This is a genomic window from Undibacterium sp. CCC3.4, assembly GCF_034347425.1.
In the GTDB taxonomy this organism is placed as follows: Bacteria; Pseudomonadota; Gammaproteobacteria; order Burkholderiales; family Burkholderiaceae_D; genus Undibacterium.
This window is the reverse complement of record NZ_CP133779.1, coordinates 243,412-261,586: the sequence shown is the minus strand read 5'-3', so window position 1 is coordinate 261,586 and position 18,175 is coordinate 243,412. Positions and strand designations below refer to the sequence as shown.

Here is an 18,175-nt window from a genome sequence, read left to right as displayed (position 1 = left end):
AGCGGCTTACTTGTTCACGGCTGACATCATGACTACTACCGCACCGCTTCTCGTTACTGACAACGCTTACTTGACGCTCCATTACCGTCTGGCCACACTTGATGGCGACGATATTTTAAGTACTTTCGGCGATAGCCCTGCCACTTTGCAAATGGGCATAGGACAACTTGCGCCGCAACTCGAGACCGCTTTACTCGGTTTGGCAGAGGGCTCGCACCATACCCAACAGTTATCGCCTGAGCAAGCTTTTGGCGCACGTAATCCAGAATTGATACAGCGCGTGTCGATTGAAACATTACGGGAAAATTCGGCATTTGGCGAGCATTACGTGGTTGGCGACCTGGTCGATTTCGCCGCCCCCTCGGGTGGACGGTTTGCCGGCATTTTGCGCGCGCAAGATGAGGCCGGTTGTCTGTTCGATTTCAATCACCCCTTGGCCGGACAGAGCCTGGTATTCGAAACCAAGATCATAGGAATTATGTAAGTCATGGACAAAGAAATTTTATTAGCGCAGCCGCGCGGCTTTTGTGCAGGTGTCGATCGTGCGATCGAAATTGTCGAGCGTGCTTTGCAGCAATTTGGTGCGCCTATCTATGTCAGGCACGAAATTGTGCACAATGCCTATGTGGTCAGCGATTTGAAGGCGAAAGGCGCGATCTTCATCGAAAATCTCGCTGATGTACCTTTCGGTAATACATTGATCTTTTCGGCACATGGCGTTTCGCAAGCCGTGCGCACCGAGGCCGCTGCGCGCGGCGTGACGGTGTTTGACGCCACTTGCCCGCTGGTGACGAAGGTCCATATGGAAGTGGTCAAAATGCGCCGTGAAGGGCGTGAGATCATCATGATAGGCCATCATGGCCACCCCGAGGTGGAAGGCACGATGGGGCAGAGCGAGGGCGGTATGTATCTGGTCGAAACCGTTGCCGATGTCTTCGCGCTGGAGGTGAATAATCCTGGCCAGCTCGCCTATGTATCGCAAACCACCTTGTCGGTCGACGATACGGCGGCCATCATTGAAGCGTTGAAGCAAAAATTTCCCCTCATCGCCGAGCCGAAAAAAGGCGATATCTGCTATGCCACCACGAATCGTCAGGAAGCCGTGAAATTCATGGCCCCGCAAGTCGAGTTGGTGATCGTGGTCGGTAGTCCGAACAGCTCGAATTCCAATCGCTTGCGTGAAGTCGCGGAAAAAATCGGTGCGGCAGCGTATATGGTTGATCATGCTGGGGAGATCGACAGTGCGTGGCTGCAAGATGTGCAGCGTATCGGCGTGACGGCCGGTGCTTCGGCCCCGGAAATTTTGGTGCAGGAAGTGATTGCGCGCCTGCGTGAGCTGGGCGTACGCAGTGTGCGCAACTTGGAAGGCGTGGAGGAACATGTCACCTTCCCCATGCCTAAGGGCTTGAATGAAGCGAAATAATGCCGCCTGAGCTGGCTTGAATTTGATTTAAATCAGTTTTTAAGCTGCTTTTCGATAGTTTATTTTGTGAATTCGTGATTATGATTGCCGCACTTTCAAATTTTGCGTTTAACCAAATTTGTAAAGCGTGTATGCTGGACGCGCAGTCTTGTGGAAAGTACGTAGGCGTCGGTGGTATTTTCACCACGCACGGTACGGGATGCCTAGGTATAATCGCGCCCACTTCAAGGCATACTGAAGAAACCTAAATATTAAAAAAAACTTTTACCAAAAGTTGAAGAGGAGAATGAACTATGTGTATTTCACGTAATATTGATACTCTCGATATGATGCCGTGCCTGTTCGGATAGCGCGAGCTACAACTTGAGCGGCACCCTGCAACAAGGGTGCCGTTTTCGTTATCAGGAATGATTTTTGCTGATGGAAATGCCTAAGCTGTTCACACAGCTCTATCGTTACTTTAGTTTAACCACGCCTGGATTGAAATTTCGATTCGTTCATAGAGAGAGATGCAAATATGGATACCTTTATCCAACAAATTATTAATGGCTTGGTTTTGGGCAGCATGTATGCCCTAGTCGCGCTCGGTTACACCATGGTCTATGGTGTGCTCAATCTGATTAACTTCGCCCATGGCGACGTCTTGATGGTGGGTGCCATGGCTGGGCTCAGCATCATCAAGCTGTTGCAAGTTGTGGCACCCGGTTTGCCTGGTATGGCCATGTTGATCATCGCCATTCTTGGCGCTATTCCGGTCTGTATCGCGGTCAACCTGATCATTGAACGGGTCGCGTACCGCCGTCTGCGCAATGCCCCGCGTTTGGCACCTTTGATTACCGCCATTGGCGTGTCGATTCTGGTGCAAACCTTCGCCATGATGATCTGGGGCCGCAGTCCGGTATCGTTTCCTACCGTCATGCCGAGCGTGCCGGTACAGATCGGTGGCGCCGTGATTTCCCAAGTGCAGATCATCTTGTTGGCCTTGGCCACCTTGGCCATGGTCGGGCTGGTATTGTTGGTTGAAAAAACCAAGATGGGCCGTGCCATGCGTGCGACTGCGGAAAACCCGCGGGTCGCCGGACTCATGGGGGTCGATTCTAACCGCGTGATTGTGGCCACCTTCGCCATCGGCGCAGCACTGGCAGCGATTGCCGGCGTGATGTGGGCAGCTAATTATTCCTCGGCCCAATTCGCCATGGGCTTCGTGCCCGGTTTGAAAGCTTTCTCGGCGGCGGTACTCGGTGGTATCGGTAATATTTACGGCGCGATGGTCGGCGGCATTCTGCTCGGTCTGATCGAGAGTCTCGGGGCCGGTTATATCGGTGATTTGACCGGCGGTATTTTAGGCAGTCAATATCAAGATATTTTTGCTTTCGTGGTTTTGATTATCGTACTGACATTGCGTCCATCCGGCATCATGGGTGAGCGTGTTGCTGATCGTGCTTAAGGAGAAGATCAATGTCGACTATATTTGATGTCAAAGCGAACCCGAAAAAAGCATATACAAGTTTTGTCATGCTGGGTATCGTGTTAGTGTTGTTTCCGTTCATTGCTGCGAATTTCGGCAATTCCTGGGTCCGTATCATCGACTTTGCCTTGCTATATATCATGCTCGCGCTCGGTCTCAATATCGTGGTCGGCTTTGCCGGTCTGCTCGATCTTGGTTACATCGCCTTTTATGCCGTCGGCGCGTATCTGGCGGCGATTCTTGGTTCACAGCAATTTGCGGTGATCTTGGAATCTTTCATCGATAATTACCCTGCGCTTGGTCATTTCCTCGTCGCTGTGTGCGGTCCGGAAATTACCAAAAACGGTTTGCATTTGTCGGTGTGGGTGATCGTGCCTTTGTCGGCAGCCTTAGCCGGTTTGTTCGGCGCTTTGCTCGGCGCGCCAACTTTGAAGTTGCGCGGCGATTATCTGGCCATCGTCACGCTCGGCTTTGGTGAAATCATCCGTATTTTCATGAATAACATGAATTCTCCGGTTAATTTTACCAATGGCCCGCAAGGTATCAACATGATTGATCCTATCCGCGTGTTCGGGGTCTCGCTCGGCGGTGAAGCCGGTACTAACGCGACGGTCGATTTCGGCTGGTTTACCATGCCGTCGGTGAATGCGTATTACTTCTTGTTCTTAGCCTTGTGTATTTTCATCGTCTTCGTGTCGGTGCGTTTGCAGCACTCGCGTTTGGGCCGTGCTTGGGTGGCGATACGGGAAGATGAAATCGCCGCTAAAGCGATGGGTCTCAATACCCGCAATATCAAATTGCTGGCCTTTTCCATGGGTGCTTCTTTCGGTGGCGTCTCTGGTGCCATGTTCGCTTCGTTTCAGGGCTTCGTTTCACCTGAATCGTTCTCGCTGATGGAATCGATCGTGATTCTGGCGATGGTGGTCTTGGGCGGTATCGGTCATATTCCTGGCGTGATCCTTGGTGCGATTCTGCTGGCAGCATTGCCGGAAGTGTTGCGTCACATCGTAGAACCGGTGCAGATGATGTTGTTTGGAAAAATTTGGATTGAAGCCGAAGTACTGCGTCAATTGTTGTACGGTCTGACGATGGTGGTCGTGATGTTGAATCGTCCGGCAGGTTTGTGGCCCGCGCCCAAGCATGAAGACCGGATGGCCAAACTCAACGATGCGGCAGCTTAAGGAAAATTGAGATGACTGAACAAACAATATTGAAAATCGAAGGCGCTAACAAGCGTTTCGGTGGTCTGCAAGCACTTTCGAATGTCGGGATTAATATCAAGGCCGGCCAGATTTACGGCTTGATCGGTCCGAATGGTGCCGGTAAAACCACTTTCTTCAACGTAATCACTGGTCTGTATCAACCCGATACCGGCACCTTTGAACTCGATGGCAAGCCATATTCGCCATCGGCACCGCATGAGGTGGCGAAAGCCGGGATTGCCCGTACGTTTCAGAATATCCGCCTGTTCGGCGAAATGACGGCGTTGGAAAATGTCATGGTCGGACGCCATATTCGCACCCATCAAGGTGTGTTCGGTGCGATTTTCCGTCATGCTGCGGCGCGTAAGGAAGAAGCTGAGATCCGTGCCCGTTCCCAGGAATTGCTCGACTTTGTTGGCATCGGCCAGTTTGCCGACCGGACATCGAAGTTTTTGTCCTACGGTGATCAGCGTCGACTCGAAATCGCGCGCGCTTTGGCGACCGACCCGAAATTACTGGCGCTCGATGAGCCGGCGGCCGGCATGAATGCCACCGAAAAACTGGCCTTGCGCGAATTACTGGTGAAAATCAAGGCCCAAGGTAAAACCGTGCTGCTCATTGAGCACGATGTGAAACTGATGATGGGTTTGTGTGACCGCATTACTGTGCTTGAGTACGGTAAGCCGATTGCCGAAGGCATACCATCGGATATACAAAAAAATCCGGCCGTGATTGAAGCATATTTGGGAGGGGCCCACTGATGGCTGAGAATGTATTGAAGGTAAGCAACCTTAAGGTTGCATACGGCGGCATCAAAGCGGTCAAAGGGATCGAGCTTGAAGTCAATAAAGGTGAGTTGATCACGCTGATCGGTGCCAATGGTGCCGGTAAAACGACCACCCTCAAGGCGATTACCGGCACTTTGCCTAGTTGCAAAGTTGAGGGTGAAATCAGCTATCTGGGGCAGTCGATCCGCGGCAAAAATTCGTTTGAACTCGTGTCCGACCGTCTGGCCATGGTGCCGGAAGGTCGCGGCGTGTTTACGCGCATGACGATTCAGGAAAATCTGATGATGGGCGCGTACACGCGTAACGATAAAGCCGGTATTAACGACGATATCGACAAGTGGTTTGCCGTGTTTCCGCGTCTGAAAGAGCGTGCTGCGCAATTGGCCGGTACTTTGTCGGGTGGTGAGCAGCAAATGTTGGCTATGGCGCGTGCGCTCATGAGTCATCCTAACTTGCTGTTGCTCGATGAACCATCGATGGGCTTGTCGCCTATCATGGTGGAAAAAATCTTCGAGGTCGTGCGCAATGTTTCTGCGCAGGGCGTGACGATTTTGCTGGTCGAGCAAAATGCCAAATTGGCTTTGCAAGCGGCGCATCGCGCTTATGTGATGGATTCCGGTCTGATCACCATGAGTGGTTTGGCCAAGGATATGCTCGACGATCCTAAGGTGCAGGCCGCGTATTTGGGCGAAGCGTAATTGCTCACGGCACGTTAAAAACCCCGCAGTACGCGAGTACTGCGGGGTTTTTTTCAGTGCAATTTCGGCTTTATTTTTTTGTCGCGCGCGGCGCGGCTTTCTCAGTGACTTGAGAAATTTGTGCCACCGTATTGTTGAGATTGGCTTCGATCGCCGCGACCGCTTGCTTGGTCGATAGATTCAATTGCTCGTAACCGGCGTTGGCTTGGTCGATCGCAGTCTTGAAAAACGATACGAATTGCTCGGAACCGGCTGGTGCGCTTTTTGATACATCATCAAATAAGGAGCGAATCTTGCGATGATGTTCAGTCAGTTGGGTTTCAGCAGCAAGTTTAAATTCTGTCTGGGTGTCAGTCGCAATGGCGGCTAGCTGACGACCGTAGCTCAACAGCTTTTCCGCACCGGGTTGGCTTTGGGCGGTGCTGAGCGAAAAAAATTCTTGCGGATCTTTAGCGGCCAGCAATTGCTTCGTGCTGGCGGCCGATTCTTCGAAGGAATGTTTGACGAGATTGACATTCAATTCGACAATTTTTTCCACACCTTCAAAGATTTTCCCGCTGAGGCTGGAAAATAGGGCGATTTGGGCATCTATATTGGCTTTGCTTGCTGCGGAAAATTGTTCTGGAACGGAAAACATGGTGATCTCCTGAGAAAACGCGATTAAGACAAACAAGAAGTGCCACGATGACGCTGATCGTTGAGATCAGCCTCAAAACGGCGTATGGTGCGCTGCAATAGTTTTCATTCTAATATTAAACTGCCCAAAGTCAAGATGCTTTTGCGCAATGCAGCAGAACGCTGCCGAGCAAGCATGCGTTATTCTGTGTAGCAAGGTGCCAATTTTTGATTATGGCAAGCGAATATGACCACGAGATGAATTCTTGCGCTCAGTTCATGCCACCAAGAGGCCGAGTTCACGTGCCAGCATGGCGGCTTGACGCGAGGAAATCGTCGCACCTTTGAAATATTTGGCTGCGGTCAGCTTGAGGCCGCCTAAGTCGGCTTCGCGTAAGTCGGCCCCTTCGAAGCGGGCATCGGTCAGCACGGCATCGCGCAGGCTGCCGCCTTCAAATACGGCATCACGAAAATCACAGGCGCACAAATCGGCTTCGGAAAAGTCGAGTCCGACCAATTTTGCCTTACGGAACGACATGCGCCGCATCGAGGTGCCGATCAGCAAGGTGTTGCTGAATTCCAGACCGAGTTGCGCCACGTCTTCAAATACGGCCCCAGTCAGCTTACAGTCTTGAAACTTGGCCGCGCCGAGCTTGCTACGGCACCATCTGCTGTTATTCAGATCGCAGGAGTGAAATTGCGCTTCGAGCAGGTCAGCTGCACCGAAGTCGGCGCGACCGACGCGGCAACTTTGCCAGACGCTGCGGGCCAGGCGCGCACCATGCAGTGACACATCGGCCAATTGGCAGCGGATAAATTGGCAGTCTTGCAAATCGAGTCGGGCTAAATCACTGCCTTGGAAATCACAGTTCTCGAAACGCAGCGCGCCGCCGTGTGCGCACAAGTCTTCGAGCTGTGCCCGGGTGAGGGTGAGATCGCTCAGTGTGTTGTTATGTGTATTCATCAGCAATATCTGGAAAAATTATAAATTGGCAATATGTGCGCGCTGGCAGCCTTGCCGACAGCGGCTGCATCATAGCGCAGATCAGCGCTGGCAAGAAGCCAACGAGGCGGGGATAGGCAGTCTGCCTCGACCGCCGCTGGGCACTGCAGTACAATTGGTAGCCACCCAAGTTCCTTCGAATTTTTTTGCCAATTTTTTGTGAGTATTATGCGCCAAGCTAAGCGTCAGGATTTTCCTCATTTTCTTGAGCTGCCGACTCGTTGGATCGATAACGATCAATATGGCCATGTCAATAATGTCCAGTACTACAGTTATTTTGATACGACGGTTAACAGCTTGCTGATACAGCACAGTGTGCTCGACATCCATACCGATCAGATAGTCGGTTTCGTGGTCGACAGCGGCTGCGCGTATTTCAGTTCGATTTCCTTTCCCGATCTCTTGCATATCGGTTTGCGCGTAGCGCGCATAGGAAACAGCAGTGTGCGTTATGAATTAGCCATATTCCCTAACGATGCCCTCGTTCCTGCCGCTGCCGGGCATTTCGTGCATGTGTATGTTGATCGGACCAGTAACAAAGCGGTGGCGCTTCCGGCTGCAGTTCGTACCCTGTTAGAAACGCTTGAGCGGCCGCATTCTGTACCGTAGAGAGGGATTGCTCCTGTACAATTTAGTCTTGGTGCAGCCTCGCTGTGCAAATTGTTTTTTTTGAAAGCGTTTGCTTATGATTGTCTCTCCGGTTCAGCAATGTGTTGATGAAGTGATTTTGGCGCGTCGCTCTCTGCGCGCATTTTTACCCACGCCGGTGGCGAATGAGGATATTCGGCGCTTGCTTGAGGTGGCTGCGCGTGCCCCGTCGGGCAGCAATACCCAGCCATGGAAAGTGTACGTGCTGCAGGGGGAGCGCCTGAGCAGCTTGTCGGCGGCGATCTTGGCGGCGCATCAGCAGGCCGAAGTGGCCGCCTCCCACACTGAGCAATACCATTACTACCCACAAAGCTGGAAGACACCGTATTTGGAACGCCGCCGTAAGGTAGGCTGGGATTTATACGCCTTGCTCGGGCTAGGGCGCGAGAATAAGCAAGGCATGCATGCCCAGCATGGCCGTAATTATGCATTTTTTGATGCCCCGGTCGGCTTGATTTTTACCATAGACCGTGTCATGGAGCAGGGCTCGTGGTTGGACTACGGCATGTTTTTACAAAACATTATGCTTGCCGCCAAGGCTAGAGGACTCGATACTTGTCCGCAAGCAGCATTTACCCAATATCACCGCATCATCGCCGAACAATTGGTCTTGCCTGAGCATGAAATGCTGGTGTGCGGCATGTCGCTTGGCTATGCCGATGTCACAAAAATTGAAAACAGTTTGCAGACGGAACGGGCCAGCGTCGATGATTTTGTCCGCTTCATTGAGTGAGACAATGCTTGAATAAATGCAGCTAAGTGGTTAATTTTCTTGCGATTTTTCCGATTTTTGCTACACTTCATGTTAATTTGTTTTCCCCCTATTTCAGGAGTTGTCGATAGTGAGATTTGCCCGTCACCTTTTTGTTCTCTCACTGATCGCCTGTATGCCTGCGATGTTACTTCCTGTGCAAGCTGCCGAGTCGCGTAAGAAGCCGCTCGTGCACAAGAAGGGGGTAAAAACCGTTGCTGCAAAGCCGTTACGGCATGCCGTAGTGAGCAAAAGCAAACACAAGCACAAAGTACTGTTGCGCCGTGCGGCACCGCTCGCGGCTGCGGCGCTGGCGGTACCAACCGTGGGCGACAGCGCTGGCCTCAATCATACTCATGATGCGCTGGCCTTACAGTCGAATGTCGCGTATGTGGTCGATCAAGCCAGTTCCAAGGTATTGTTTGAAAAAAATCCTGATGTCTCGCTGCCGATCGCCTCGATCACCAAACTCATGACCAGTTTGGTAGTGATGGAAGCCAAGCAAGATATGGTGGAAGAAATCGAAGTCACCGAGGACGATATCGATCGTGAAAAAGGGACTGGTTCACGTTTGAAAATTGGTGCCAAACTGTCGCGCGCGGATATGCTGCACATCGCCTTGATGAGTTCGGAAAACCGTGCCGCCTCGGCGCTGGGACGAAGTTATCCGGGCGGGCGCCCAGCCTTTGTCGCGGCCATGAATGCCAAGGCCAAACAACTCGGCATGACCGAAGCGCATTATGTCGATTCCAATGGACTCTCGAGTCAGAATCGCGCCAGTGCCAAAGACTTGGTCAAGCTGGTCAATGCCGCTTACCAGTTTCCACTCATTCGCGAGTATTCCACCGATTCTAAATACATCGTCAATCCGGGCGGACGCTCGCTCGAGTATGGTTCGTCGAACAAGCTGGTGATGAATCCGGAATGGGAAATCGGTTTACAAAAAACCGGCTTCATCAACGAAGCCGGGCGTTGTTTGGTGATGCAAGCGATGATAGAAGGCCGTGCAATCGTCATGGTGTTTCTCGATTCCAAGGGCAAGTATTCACGCTTGGCCGATGCCGGCCGCATCAAGAAGTGGCTGGAAACTGCCAAACCGAAATTCTGAAACTACGCAGTGTACGAGCAGTTTCCAGTAACGGCACCCGAGGGTGCCGTTACAACGTCAACAGACCCTGATGGAGAATATCGCCCTGCGTAAGCAATAGCCTTCAGGTTAAGAGGCTGTCGCAAAAGCCTGATGGAAGCTTTTTTACACCTGAAACACCGCATACCGCGTCATTCCCGCATGCTTTTGGCGGGAACCTAGTGTCGTTTTCAGCGCTGAAAACAATATAATATCTGGCATTTTCAGTTAACCACGAACGCCGCTGGGTTCCTGCCAAAAGCGCGCAGGAATGACGTGGCCACCAGTTAGGGTAATGATACCGACTCAATACCCTTTTGCGACAGCCTCTTTTGGCAGGTGAGCGACGAAGGAGCGACGCGATGGGAGGGGCTGCCTACCCCTTCCAGAGTCTTTTCCATCGTCGCTTGCGACGATCCATTAAGTTGTTGAATAGCATTTCTCAAAACGTCTTTCAACATCGCGCTTCCCTAAGCGTCTGCCCGCTTGTTTTCCCCAAATAGCGTGAACCACAACTGCTGACTGGCGGTCACTGCGGCAGTCACTTTTTCCGGCGCGACGCGGGCGCGGTCTTGGCCTTGCAGGCGGCTGCTGTGTTGCAGCCGGCGTAATAGCCGGTAGGCTGTTGCGCAGTCTTGCGCCGCTTGCAGCGGTATCAAGCCGAGCTCGCCGCAACGTTGCAAGAGGGCGATGTTGCCGACATTGGCGCTTAACTGTGGATAGTCGTGGGCATGTTTGAGCAGCAGATATTGCACCATGAATTCGATATCGATCATGCCGCCGGCAGCGTGTTTGAGATCGAAATAGTGGTCTTGCGCGGGGTTGGCGTCGCGCATTTTTTGGCGCATTTTGATCACTTCCTGCGCCAATTGCTGTGGCTCACGCACGCGACACAGCAGTTGATGGCGCATCTGTTCGAAGGCTAGTCCGATGGTGGCGTCGCCGGCACACCAGCGCGCGCGCGTCAACGCCTGATGTTCCCATAGCCAGGCCGATTGTTCTTGATAGCGCGCGAATGAGGCTAAGGACGATACCAGTAAGCCGCTGGCACCATCGGGGCGCAGCGCGATGTCGATGTCAAACAGGATGCCGGCTGGGGTATGGCAAGTCATCCAAGTGATGAAACGTTGCGCCAACTTGGCATAATTGGCCGGTGCCTCGGCATCCTCGTCTTGGTAGAGGAAAATCACATCGAGATCGGAGGCGTAACTGAGTTCTTTACCGCCCAGTTTGCCATAGGCGATGACGGCGAAGCGTGGCACCGGCAGATGGCGGCTGGCGATGGTTTCCCAAGCTGCTTGCAGGGTGGCAGCGACGATGATGTCGGCCAGTTGTGACAAGTCGTCGGCCAGATGTTCGACGCTGATCTGGCCTTCCAAATCTTGTGCCAGCAAACGGAATTGCTGGGCATGATGCAGTTCGCGCAGAGTTTCCATTTGCCGCTCGGTGTCGCCGGCCTGCTGCTGCAATTGGCTCTGTAATTCGATCTCAAAGGCATGCCAGTCTGGTCGTTGATGCAAGGCTGATTGGTCGAGCAACTCATCGAGCAAAATCGGATGGCGGATCAAAAAGCCGGCGGCCCAGTCGCTCGCGCCCATCATGCGTACCACGCGCGCGAGCGCGTGCGGGTATTCGGTCAGCAAGGCCAGATAGGCGGAACGGCGGGCGATCGCTTCCATGAAGTCGAGCAGGCGGTGCCAGCAGGATAATTGATTGTCTTGTTGCAGACCGACCAGGTGGATGGCTTGGTTGAGTAAGGCCAGCAGTTTGTTGCGGCTGGCTTCGGACAGCGCTTGCATTCTTGCCGATTGCCAAGTCGCGATCAGCCGCCGTGCCGCGCCGAGCGAGTCGATAAAGCCGGCCGCTGCCAATTGGGTGCTCAGAATCTCTTGTTGCTCGGGTGTTGACAGATTGGCGGCCAGTACGATTTGTTCGCTTTCTGCTTCGTTGCTGGCCTTAGCGCCGAAAATCGCGTCGAATTGTTCGGCGACCAAGGCGCGATGCGGCTGTAATTGTGCCAACAATTGCGCGACATCGGCACAGCCCATCATGACGGCAATTTGTTGTTGATCGCCAGGTGCGACTGGGAAGGTATGGGTTTGCGCATCGTTGAGGTATTGCAAGCGGTGTTCGAGATTGCGCAGAAAGGTGTAGGATTGTAATAGTTGCTGCACCATGTCGCTGTCGAGGGTGCCTTTGTCAGCCAAGGTGTGCAAGGTGGCGCAGGTGGCGCGGTCGCGCAGGCTGAGATCGCGGCCGCCGCGTATGAGTTGAAATACTTGGGCCAGAAATTCGACTTCACGAATGCCGCCACGGCCGAGTTTGACATTATTGCTGCGTTCCGGATGACGGGTTTCTTGACGCACCACTTCGGCGCGGATTTGTCCGTGCATGGCACGCAAGGAATCGATGGCACCGTAGTCGAGGTAGCGGCGATACACAAACGGGACGATGATTTTTTCCAGCGCGGCGATGTCGTCGGCTGACCCGGTCAAGGCACGCGCTTTGACCCAAGCGTAACGTTCCCATTCGCGTCCCTGTATCAAAAAATATTCCTCGACCATGCCGAAGCTCGCTACCAGCGGACCGGAGCCACCATTGGGACGCAGCGCCATATCGACCCGAAAGCTGAAACCGTCGGCCGTCACTTCGGAAATCGCGGCGATCAGTTTTTTACCGAGGCGGTTGAAGTACTCATGGTTCGATAAGCCGCGCTGTCCCTCGCCAGCAGCGGTATCGCCGTCTTCGGCATAGCAAAAAATCAGATCGATATCGGAGGAGACATTCAATTCGCGGCCACCGAGCTTGCCCATGCCCAGCACGATCAGTTGCTGTTCTTTGCCGCTGTCGGCACCGACAGGCTTACCGTGTAAGCTTTGCATTTCACTGCTGAGGGCAGCGAGATGCTGGCTGACTACAAAATCAGCGAAGTCGCTGATTGTTATCATTACCTCACGTAAATCCGCCGCGCCTTCGAGATCACGCCGTATCAGACAGCACACCAGCAGATTGCGCAAACGGCGCATAGCCTGGTTGAGTGTGGCGCCCTGGGATATATCTTTTTGTAAAATCTGAGCAAAAATAGTCGGGCTCAAGGATAATCTGGAGTATTCGGCTAAACTTGCCGCCCGATCTGGTGCGGCTTGTAGCCAGCGCTGCAGAAAATTCGACGCCATCAGGATACTGGGCGTGGTCAACGCAGCGGACGAGGCGGGCAGGGTAGGCATCATAGTCGGTACGAAGTGAGTGGCAAAAGACGGTCATGGACTGGCCGTGCTTCCATTCTAAGCGATTGCGCCGCCTTAGTGATGTCGTAACCTTAATGTGTAAATTGAATACAGGATTGTAACTTGACGACAGCGGATTTTTTGGTGAACTTGCTCACCTATACTGCCTACGGCAGTCAACACCCGCAATGATGACAGAACTTCCCGCTGCGCCGCTGCGCGCTGGCTTCGGCCGTCGTTTGCTGGTCCGGTTGCGGTGTGTGTCGCGCGTGTGCGCACACAGTGTGCGCTGCTTGTTACGCAGCTTGCTGATACTGTATTTTCTTTTTTGCATAGTGTTACTCGGCTTACGCTATCTGTTGCTGCCTCATGTGGCTGATTACAAAACCGAAGTGGAACAATTGATCAGCCATGCCATAGGACGCGAGGTACAGATGGGAGCATTGCGTGCTTCGTGGCAAGGTCTCAATCCGCAACTGGTGTTGCAAGAGCTCGTATTGCATGATCTGCAGGGTAAGCCGGCGCTGGCACTGCCGGAGGTACGCACGACCTTGTCGTGGTGGTCACTGGCAGCGCTGGATTTGCGTTTTGAGCGCATCGAGCTGTTGCGGCCGAGTTTGGCGATGCAACGTAGCGCCGATGGCAAGTTGACGGTTGGCGGCTTTTCCATCGATTTGCATGGTAATAGTGATGGCCAGGGCTTGGATTGGTTGCTTGCTCAGAGGCAAATCGTGATACGTGACGGTGACTTGAGTTGGAATGACCAACAATTACAAGCGCCCCCCGTGCATTTTACGGCGCTCAATTTGATCTGGCAGAATCGCTGGCGGCATCATCAGTTTTCACTGCGCGCCACGCCACCGGCAGCACTGGCGGCACCGCTTGATCTACGTGGTGATTTTGTCCACCGTGCCTTTGCCAAAAAAGTCAGCGATATCTCGTCGTGGAGCGGCGAAGTGTACGCCGACATGGCCTATGTTGATCTGGCGGCTATGAAGGCCTATTTCGATTATCCGGCGCAAATCGAGAGTGGCAGTGGGGCACTGCGCGCCTGGCTGCGTCTCGATGCCGGCCGCGTGGCTGATTTGACCGCCGACCTCAAACTGGCCGACGTGCGCGGCCGGCTCGATGCCAGCCTGCCTTTACTCGATATGGCCGTGATCAGTGGACGGGTAGTGGCCAGCGAAACCGCCGGCTTGGCCAAGCAGCTCTTGCCGGCCGTGTTCGGCCCGGCCGGACATGCGTTTGCCATTCAACATTTGACCATGCGATCACGGGATGGTGAAGTCTTGCCACCTACCAGCGTGGCGGAAAAATTTACCCCCGGTAGCCACGGCAAGCCCGACCGAGTCGAACTCGCAGCGGCCTTCCTCGATTTACAAACGCTGGCCAATTTTGCCCGACATCTGCCCTTGCCGGCTGATCAGCGACAAGTTCTCAGCGATTTCGCGCCGCGTGGTCAATTGCGTAATTTCAGTGCCAGTTGGCTAGGCAGTTATCCGCATATTGCCGCTTATACCCTCAAGGGTGGTTTCGAACATTTATCGCTGCGCGCGCAGGCGGCACAAGCCAGTCGCGCGAAAACGGCAAGCGAACCGGCCCAAGTCGCTTTGCTGGCGATTCCAGGTTTTGAAAATCTGTCCGGTCATCTTGATGCCAGCGATAAGGGCGGCCAGTTTGTCCTCGACGCGCGCGATATCTCATTCAATACGGCTGGTTACTTCATCGATCCGACGATACCGCTGCAGAGTTTGACGATGCAGGCCGAGTGGAAATTTATTGGTGCTGATCAATTATTATTTCAGGTGGCAAAACTCGATCTGCAGCAAGATGGCATGCATGCCAGTCTGAGCGGCAGCCACCGCTTCATGCTGGGACCGCGCGGCCAGAGCGAGCCCGGCATGGTCGATGTGCATGCACAGGTCAATGGATTTGATCTCAAGCAGCTTGATCGCTTCATTCCCACTGCCGCCGAACCTGACTTACGGCATTGGCTGACCAAAGCGATTCTCGATGGCCGTGCCGACGAGGTGAAGTTGCGCTTGCGCGGCGACTTGGCGTATTTTCCGTTCTCGGCCAACGACGCGCGCGCGCGTAGCAAGGGGGAGTTCTTAGTTAAAGGCAATATTCATGGCGGCCGCCTCGATTTTACTGCTGGCGCACTGGCGGATGGAGCGAAAGCGCCGTTGTGGCCGGTGATTGAGGCGATACAAGGGAATTTTGCATTTGACCGCGCCCGCATGGAAATCGATGGCAACAGCGCCAGTACGCTGAGCGCGGATTTGCACAAGGTGAGTGCGGTGATTCCGGATTTACTGAGTACCAATGCGGTATTGGCGATTGATGGTCAAGTCAGCAGCAGTTTGCAAAATATGCTTAATTATGTCGGTGCCAGCCCGGTTGATGCTTGGCTCAGTCACTTTTTAAGCGAAACCAAGAGCGCTGGCGCGGCCGCTTTGCACTTGAAATTGCAATTGCCACTGCGCCATTTGATTGATGCCAAAGTGCAGGGACAACTGCAGTTGTTCAATAACGATGTGCAATTACAGCCGGGTTTGCCGCAAGTCACGGCTGCCAATGGTAAGATAGAATTCAACGAACGTGGGGTCAATCTCGGTGCGCTTAAGGGCTATGCGCTCGGTGGCGCGCTGCAAGTCAGTGGTGGTTCTCAAAAAGATGAGAGTATCCGCGTGCGGCTTGACGGCAGCGCCAGCGCCGAAGGTTTGCTGCAATTTCTGCCGGCTTCGGTGCGTGCACCTTTGGCTGATAAAATCAGCGGTGCGACACGGTATGTGACTACTGTTAATGTCAAAAAACAAACGTCGGAAATTGTGATTGATTCCGCCTTGCAAGGGCTGACATTGAATTTTCCTTCTCCCTTGCGCAAATCTGCCAGCAGCATCGTGCCCTTGCATATAGAACTGTTGTCTCCAGTTAACGGTAATCTACTGCAGGATGATTGGTCGATTCATTTGGGTAACCTCTTGCATGCAAGATATCAACGTCAGCGCGACAGCGAGAAGACGGCCAATTGGAAAATTCTCGGCGGCAGTATTGGTGTCGGCGTGGCCGCACCGGAGTTTCGTACTGGCATAGTGGCGAATATTCAAACTCCGCTGCTCAATGTTGATGAATGGCGCACGCTCTTGAGCACTGCTGTGGCGAACGGCAGTGACAGTCGCGGCAGTGTCGATATCGCGCCGTATCTCGATGTCAGCTCACTGACATTAAAGACGGCGCAATTGCATTTATTCGGCAAGCAACTTGATCAGGCGACGGTCGGCTTATCGCATCAAAAAAATGTGTGGCAGGCGAATGTTGATTCAAATCAAGTATCGGGCCAGCTGAGTTGGAGCGATGGGAATAGCTCTCAGCGTGCCGGTACGGTCACGGCGCGTCTGAGTCGACTCAATATTCCCGCTTCCGCCGCGTCTGATGTCAGTGATTTGATGCTGGGTAGTAGTGCTGCAACGCAGCTGCCTGCCTTGGATATCATTGTCGATGATTTTGAATTGTTTGATAAGAAATTAGGCAAGCTTGAGCTCTTGGCCAGTAACCAAACCGTTGCCGGAGTGAGCGAATGGCAATTGGCGAAAGTGATCTTGAAAAATCCTGATGCGGAACTCAAGGCCAGTGGTAAGTGGAGCAAACGCGCCGGGGCTGGCAGCACCGAGCTCGATTACGTGCTCGAGGTGGCCAATAGTGGGCAACTGCTCAATCGTCTGGGCTTTGCCAATGTGATCAAAGGCGGCCGTGGCCGCTTGCAAGGCGATGTCAGTTGGAGCGGTTTGCCTTACGCGATCGATATTGCCAGCATGCGTGGTCAGGTGCAGTTGGACTTAGCCAGCGGCCAGTTTTTGAAAGTCGATCCCGGTGCGGCGAAATTATTAGGCGTATTGAGCATGCAATCTTTGCCGCGTCGCTTGAGCCTCGATTTCCGTGATGTGTTTTCCGAAGGCTTCGGCTTTGATGCCCTCACCGGAACCGCCCGCATCGAGCAAGGCGTGGCCGTGACCGATAACTTCAAGATGCGCGGTGTGAACGCGACGGTCGTCATCAGTGGTAGTGCCGATATGGCGCGCGAAACCCAGCAATTGCATGTGGTAGTGATTCCGGTCATTAATGCCGGTGCCGCTTCGGTGGTGTATGGTTTGGCGGTGAATCCGGTGATCGGCCTGGGAACATTTTTAGCGCAATTGTTTTTGCGCGAACCCTTGGCACGGGCTTTCACGTTTGAATATATGATCAGCGGACCGTGGAATGATGCCATTGTCAAAAAAATCGACCATCAGGATCTGAAATCGCTGATGGCCCCGACGCCGACGCCGGATTTGTTGAAAGGAAAGACAGAATGATGAAATTAGCTGCGATTCAAATGGTTTCCAGCCCCGATCCGGCACAGAATCTGGCCACGGCCGAGCGCTTGATCCGTCAAGCTGCTGCTGAGGGCGCGCGCTTGGTCTTGTTGCCCGAGTATTGGGCCCTGTTAGGGTTGCATGAAACCGATAAATGTGCGATTGCCGAGGTCGATGGCCATGGCCCCTTACAAGGTTTTATGGCCGCGCTGGCAGGCGAGCTCAAATTATGGCTGGTCGGCGGCAGTATTGCGCTGCAGTCTGGTACCGTTGACAAGGTACTCAACAGCACACTGGTCTACGCACCGGACGGCCAGCGCTGCGCGCGTTATGACAAGATGCATTTGTTCGGCTTTCAGAATGACAGCGAATCTTACCAAGAGGCCCGCACTATCGTTGCCGGCAATGAGGTAGCCAGCTTTGAGACCGAAGCGGGCCGAGTCGGTTTGTCGATCTGTTATGATCTACGTTTCCCCGAATTGTATCGGGCCTTGGGCGACTGCCGTTTACTGCTCGTGCCGGCCGCGTTTACCCATACCACCGGGGCGGCCCATTGGGAGATATTGTTGCGTGCGCGCGCAATCGAAAACCAATGCTATGTGCTTGCTTGTGGCCAAGGTGGACTGCATCTGAATGGTCGTCGTACTTGGGGGCACAGCATGCTGATTGATCCTTGGGGCAAGGTGCTGGCTTGTCTCGACGAAGGAGAAGGGGTAGTCGGCGGCGTGTTGGATGAGGCCGTGTTGGCCCAAGTCAGGGCCAGTCTGCCGGCTTGGCAACATCGTCGTTTGTGAGATCGACGGTGCGTGCCGACAGCTTTGTATACAATGTCCTAATTGCAGATGCCCCATACGTTGGGCGCATTATAAAT

The 18,175-nt window shown here is 53.5% G+C and carries 14 protein-coding genes; 11 read left to right on the top strand and 3 right to left on the bottom strand.

The window, feature by feature from the left end; genetic code table 11:
- The first annotated feature begins 28 nt into the window (after positions 1–28).
- The 6 genes from RHM61_RS01240 (at position 29) to RHM61_RS01215 (ending at position 5,579) form a co-directional block, all read left to right on the top strand.
- Positions 29–484, top strand: coding sequence for an FKBP-type peptidyl-prolyl cis-trans isomerase (locus tag RHM61_RS01240; RefSeq protein ID WP_322249326.1), 456 nt, complete (start codon positions 29–31; stop codon positions 482–484).
- 3 nt (positions 485–487) lie between these two features.
- The gene (ispH, locus tag RHM61_RS01235) at positions 488–1,423 is read left to right on the top strand and encodes a 4-hydroxy-3-methylbut-2-enyl diphosphate reductase (RefSeq protein ID WP_322249325.1); all 936 of its coding nucleotides are present in this window, start codon (positions 488–490) and stop codon (positions 1,421–1,423) included.
- Positions 1,424–1,940: 517 nt separating this feature from the next.
- Positions 1,941–2,870, top strand: a complete 930-nt coding sequence (locus RHM61_RS01230) for a branched-chain amino acid ABC transporter permease (RefSeq protein ID WP_322249324.1) — start codon at positions 1,941–1,943, stop codon at positions 2,868–2,870.
- A gap of 11 nt (positions 2,871–2,881) precedes the next feature.
- Positions 2,882–4,072, top strand: coding sequence for an ABC transporter permease subunit (locus RHM61_RS01225; RefSeq protein ID WP_322249323.1), 1,191 nt, complete (start codon positions 2,882–2,884; stop codon positions 4,070–4,072).
- An 11-nt stretch (positions 4,073–4,083) separates the two neighbouring features.
- Positions 4,084–4,854: an ABC transporter ATP-binding protein gene (locus tag RHM61_RS01220; RefSeq protein WP_322249322.1), complete on the top strand. Its 771-nt coding sequence runs from the start codon at positions 4,084–4,086 to the stop codon at positions 4,852–4,854.
- Positions 4,854–5,579, top strand: a complete 726-nt coding sequence (locus RHM61_RS01215; RefSeq protein ID WP_322249321.1) for an ABC transporter ATP-binding protein — start codon at positions 4,854–4,856, stop codon at positions 5,577–5,579. Before RHM61_RS01220 ends, RHM61_RS01215 begins: the two co-directional genes overlap by 1 nt.
- A gap of 70 nt (positions 5,580–5,649) precedes the next feature.
- On the opposite strand, the gene RHM61_RS01210 is transcribed toward RHM61_RS01215, so the two are convergent.
- Entirely contained in the window at positions 5,650–6,216 is a 567-nt protein-coding gene (locus RHM61_RS01210) for a phasin family protein (protein WP_322249320.1), read from the bottom strand.
- Positions 6,217–6,471: 255 nt separating this feature from the next.
- A complete protein-coding gene (locus RHM61_RS01205) occupies positions 6,472–7,158 on the bottom strand; it encodes a pentapeptide repeat-containing protein (RefSeq protein ID WP_322249319.1) in 687 nt (228 codons plus the stop codon).
- Between the two features lie 207 nt (positions 7,159–7,365).
- Between RHM61_RS01205 and RHM61_RS01200 the strand changes: the two genes are divergently transcribed.
- The 3 genes from RHM61_RS01200 (at position 7,366) to pbpG (ending at position 9,704) form a co-directional block, all read left to right on the top strand.
- Positions 7,366–7,806: a thioesterase family protein gene (locus tag RHM61_RS01200; RefSeq protein ID WP_322249318.1), complete on the top strand. Its 441-nt coding sequence runs from the start codon at positions 7,366–7,368 to the stop codon at positions 7,804–7,806.
- A gap of 76 nt (positions 7,807–7,882) precedes the next feature.
- Complete coding sequence (locus RHM61_RS01195) at positions 7,883–8,578, top strand: nitroreductase (protein ID WP_322249317.1); 696 nt, start codon at positions 7,883–7,885, stop codon at positions 8,576–8,578.
- A gap of 154 nt (positions 8,579–8,732) precedes the next feature.
- Complete coding sequence (pbpG, locus tag RHM61_RS01190; protein ID WP_322249316.1) at positions 8,733–9,704, top strand: D-alanyl-D-alanine endopeptidase; 972 nt, start codon at positions 8,733–8,735, stop codon at positions 9,702–9,704.
- 488 nt (positions 9,705–10,192) lie between these two features.
- Here pbpG and glnE read toward each other — a convergent pair whose 3' ends face one another.
- Complete coding sequence (glnE, locus tag RHM61_RS01185; protein WP_322249315.1) at positions 10,193–12,949, bottom strand: bifunctional [glutamate--ammonia ligase]-adenylyl-L-tyrosine phosphorylase/[glutamate--ammonia-ligase] adenylyltransferase; 2,757 nt, start codon at positions 12,947–12,949, stop codon at positions 10,193–10,195.
- A 191-nt stretch (positions 12,950–13,140) separates the two neighbouring features.
- Here glnE and RHM61_RS01180 point away from each other — a divergent pair, with 191 nt between their 5' ends.
- Positions 13,141–17,304, top strand: coding sequence for a YhdP family protein (locus tag RHM61_RS01180; RefSeq protein WP_322249313.1), 4,164 nt, complete (start codon positions 13,141–13,143; stop codon positions 17,302–17,304).
- Entirely contained in the window at positions 17,301–18,098 is a 798-nt protein-coding gene (locus tag RHM61_RS01175; RefSeq protein WP_322249312.1) for a carbon-nitrogen hydrolase family protein, read from the top strand. Before RHM61_RS01180 ends, RHM61_RS01175 begins: the two co-directional genes overlap by 4 nt.
- Positions 18,099–18,175: the final 77 nt, after the last annotated feature.

Coding starts and splice junctions, on each gene's coding strand:
- RHM61_RS01240 (WP_322249326.1), top strand. CDS start 29: ATGACTACTACCGCACCGCTTCTCGTTACTGACAACGCTTACTTGACG.
- ispH (WP_322249325.1), top strand. CDS start 488: ATGGACAAAGAAATTTTATTAGCGCAGCCGCGCGGCTTTTGTGCAGGT.
- RHM61_RS01230 (WP_322249324.1), top strand. CDS start 1,941: ATGGATACCTTTATCCAACAAATTATTAATGGCTTGGTTTTGGGCAGC.
- RHM61_RS01225 (WP_322249323.1), top strand. CDS start 2,882: ATGTCGACTATATTTGATGTCAAAGCGAACCCGAAAAAAGCATATACA.
- RHM61_RS01220 (WP_322249322.1), top strand. CDS start 4,084: ATGACTGAACAAACAATATTGAAAATCGAAGGCGCTAACAAGCGTTTC.
- RHM61_RS01215 (WP_322249321.1), top strand. CDS start 4,854: ATGGCTGAGAATGTATTGAAGGTAAGCAACCTTAAGGTTGCATACGGC.
- RHM61_RS01210 (WP_322249320.1), bottom strand. CDS start 6,216: ATGTTTTCCGTTCCAGAACAATTTTCCGCAGCAAGCAAAGCCAATATA.
- RHM61_RS01205 (WP_322249319.1), bottom strand. CDS start 7,158: ATGAATACACATAACAACACACTGAGCGATCTCACCCTCACCCGGGCA.
- RHM61_RS01200 (WP_322249318.1), top strand. CDS start 7,366: ATGCGCCAAGCTAAGCGTCAGGATTTTCCTCATTTTCTTGAGCTGCCG.
- RHM61_RS01195 (WP_322249317.1), top strand. CDS start 7,883: ATGATTGTCTCTCCGGTTCAGCAATGTGTTGATGAAGTGATTTTGGCG.
- pbpG (WP_322249316.1), top strand. CDS start 8,733: ATGCCTGCGATGTTACTTCCTGTGCAAGCTGCCGAGTCGCGTAAGAAG.
- glnE (WP_322249315.1), bottom strand. CDS start 12,949: ATGCCTACCCTGCCCGCCTCGTCCGCTGCGTTGACCACGCCCAGTATC.
- RHM61_RS01180 (WP_322249313.1), top strand. CDS start 13,141: ATGACAGAACTTCCCGCTGCGCCGCTGCGCGCTGGCTTCGGCCGTCGT.
- RHM61_RS01175 (WP_322249312.1), top strand. CDS start 17,301: ATGATGAAATTAGCTGCGATTCAAATGGTTTCCAGCCCCGATCCGGCA.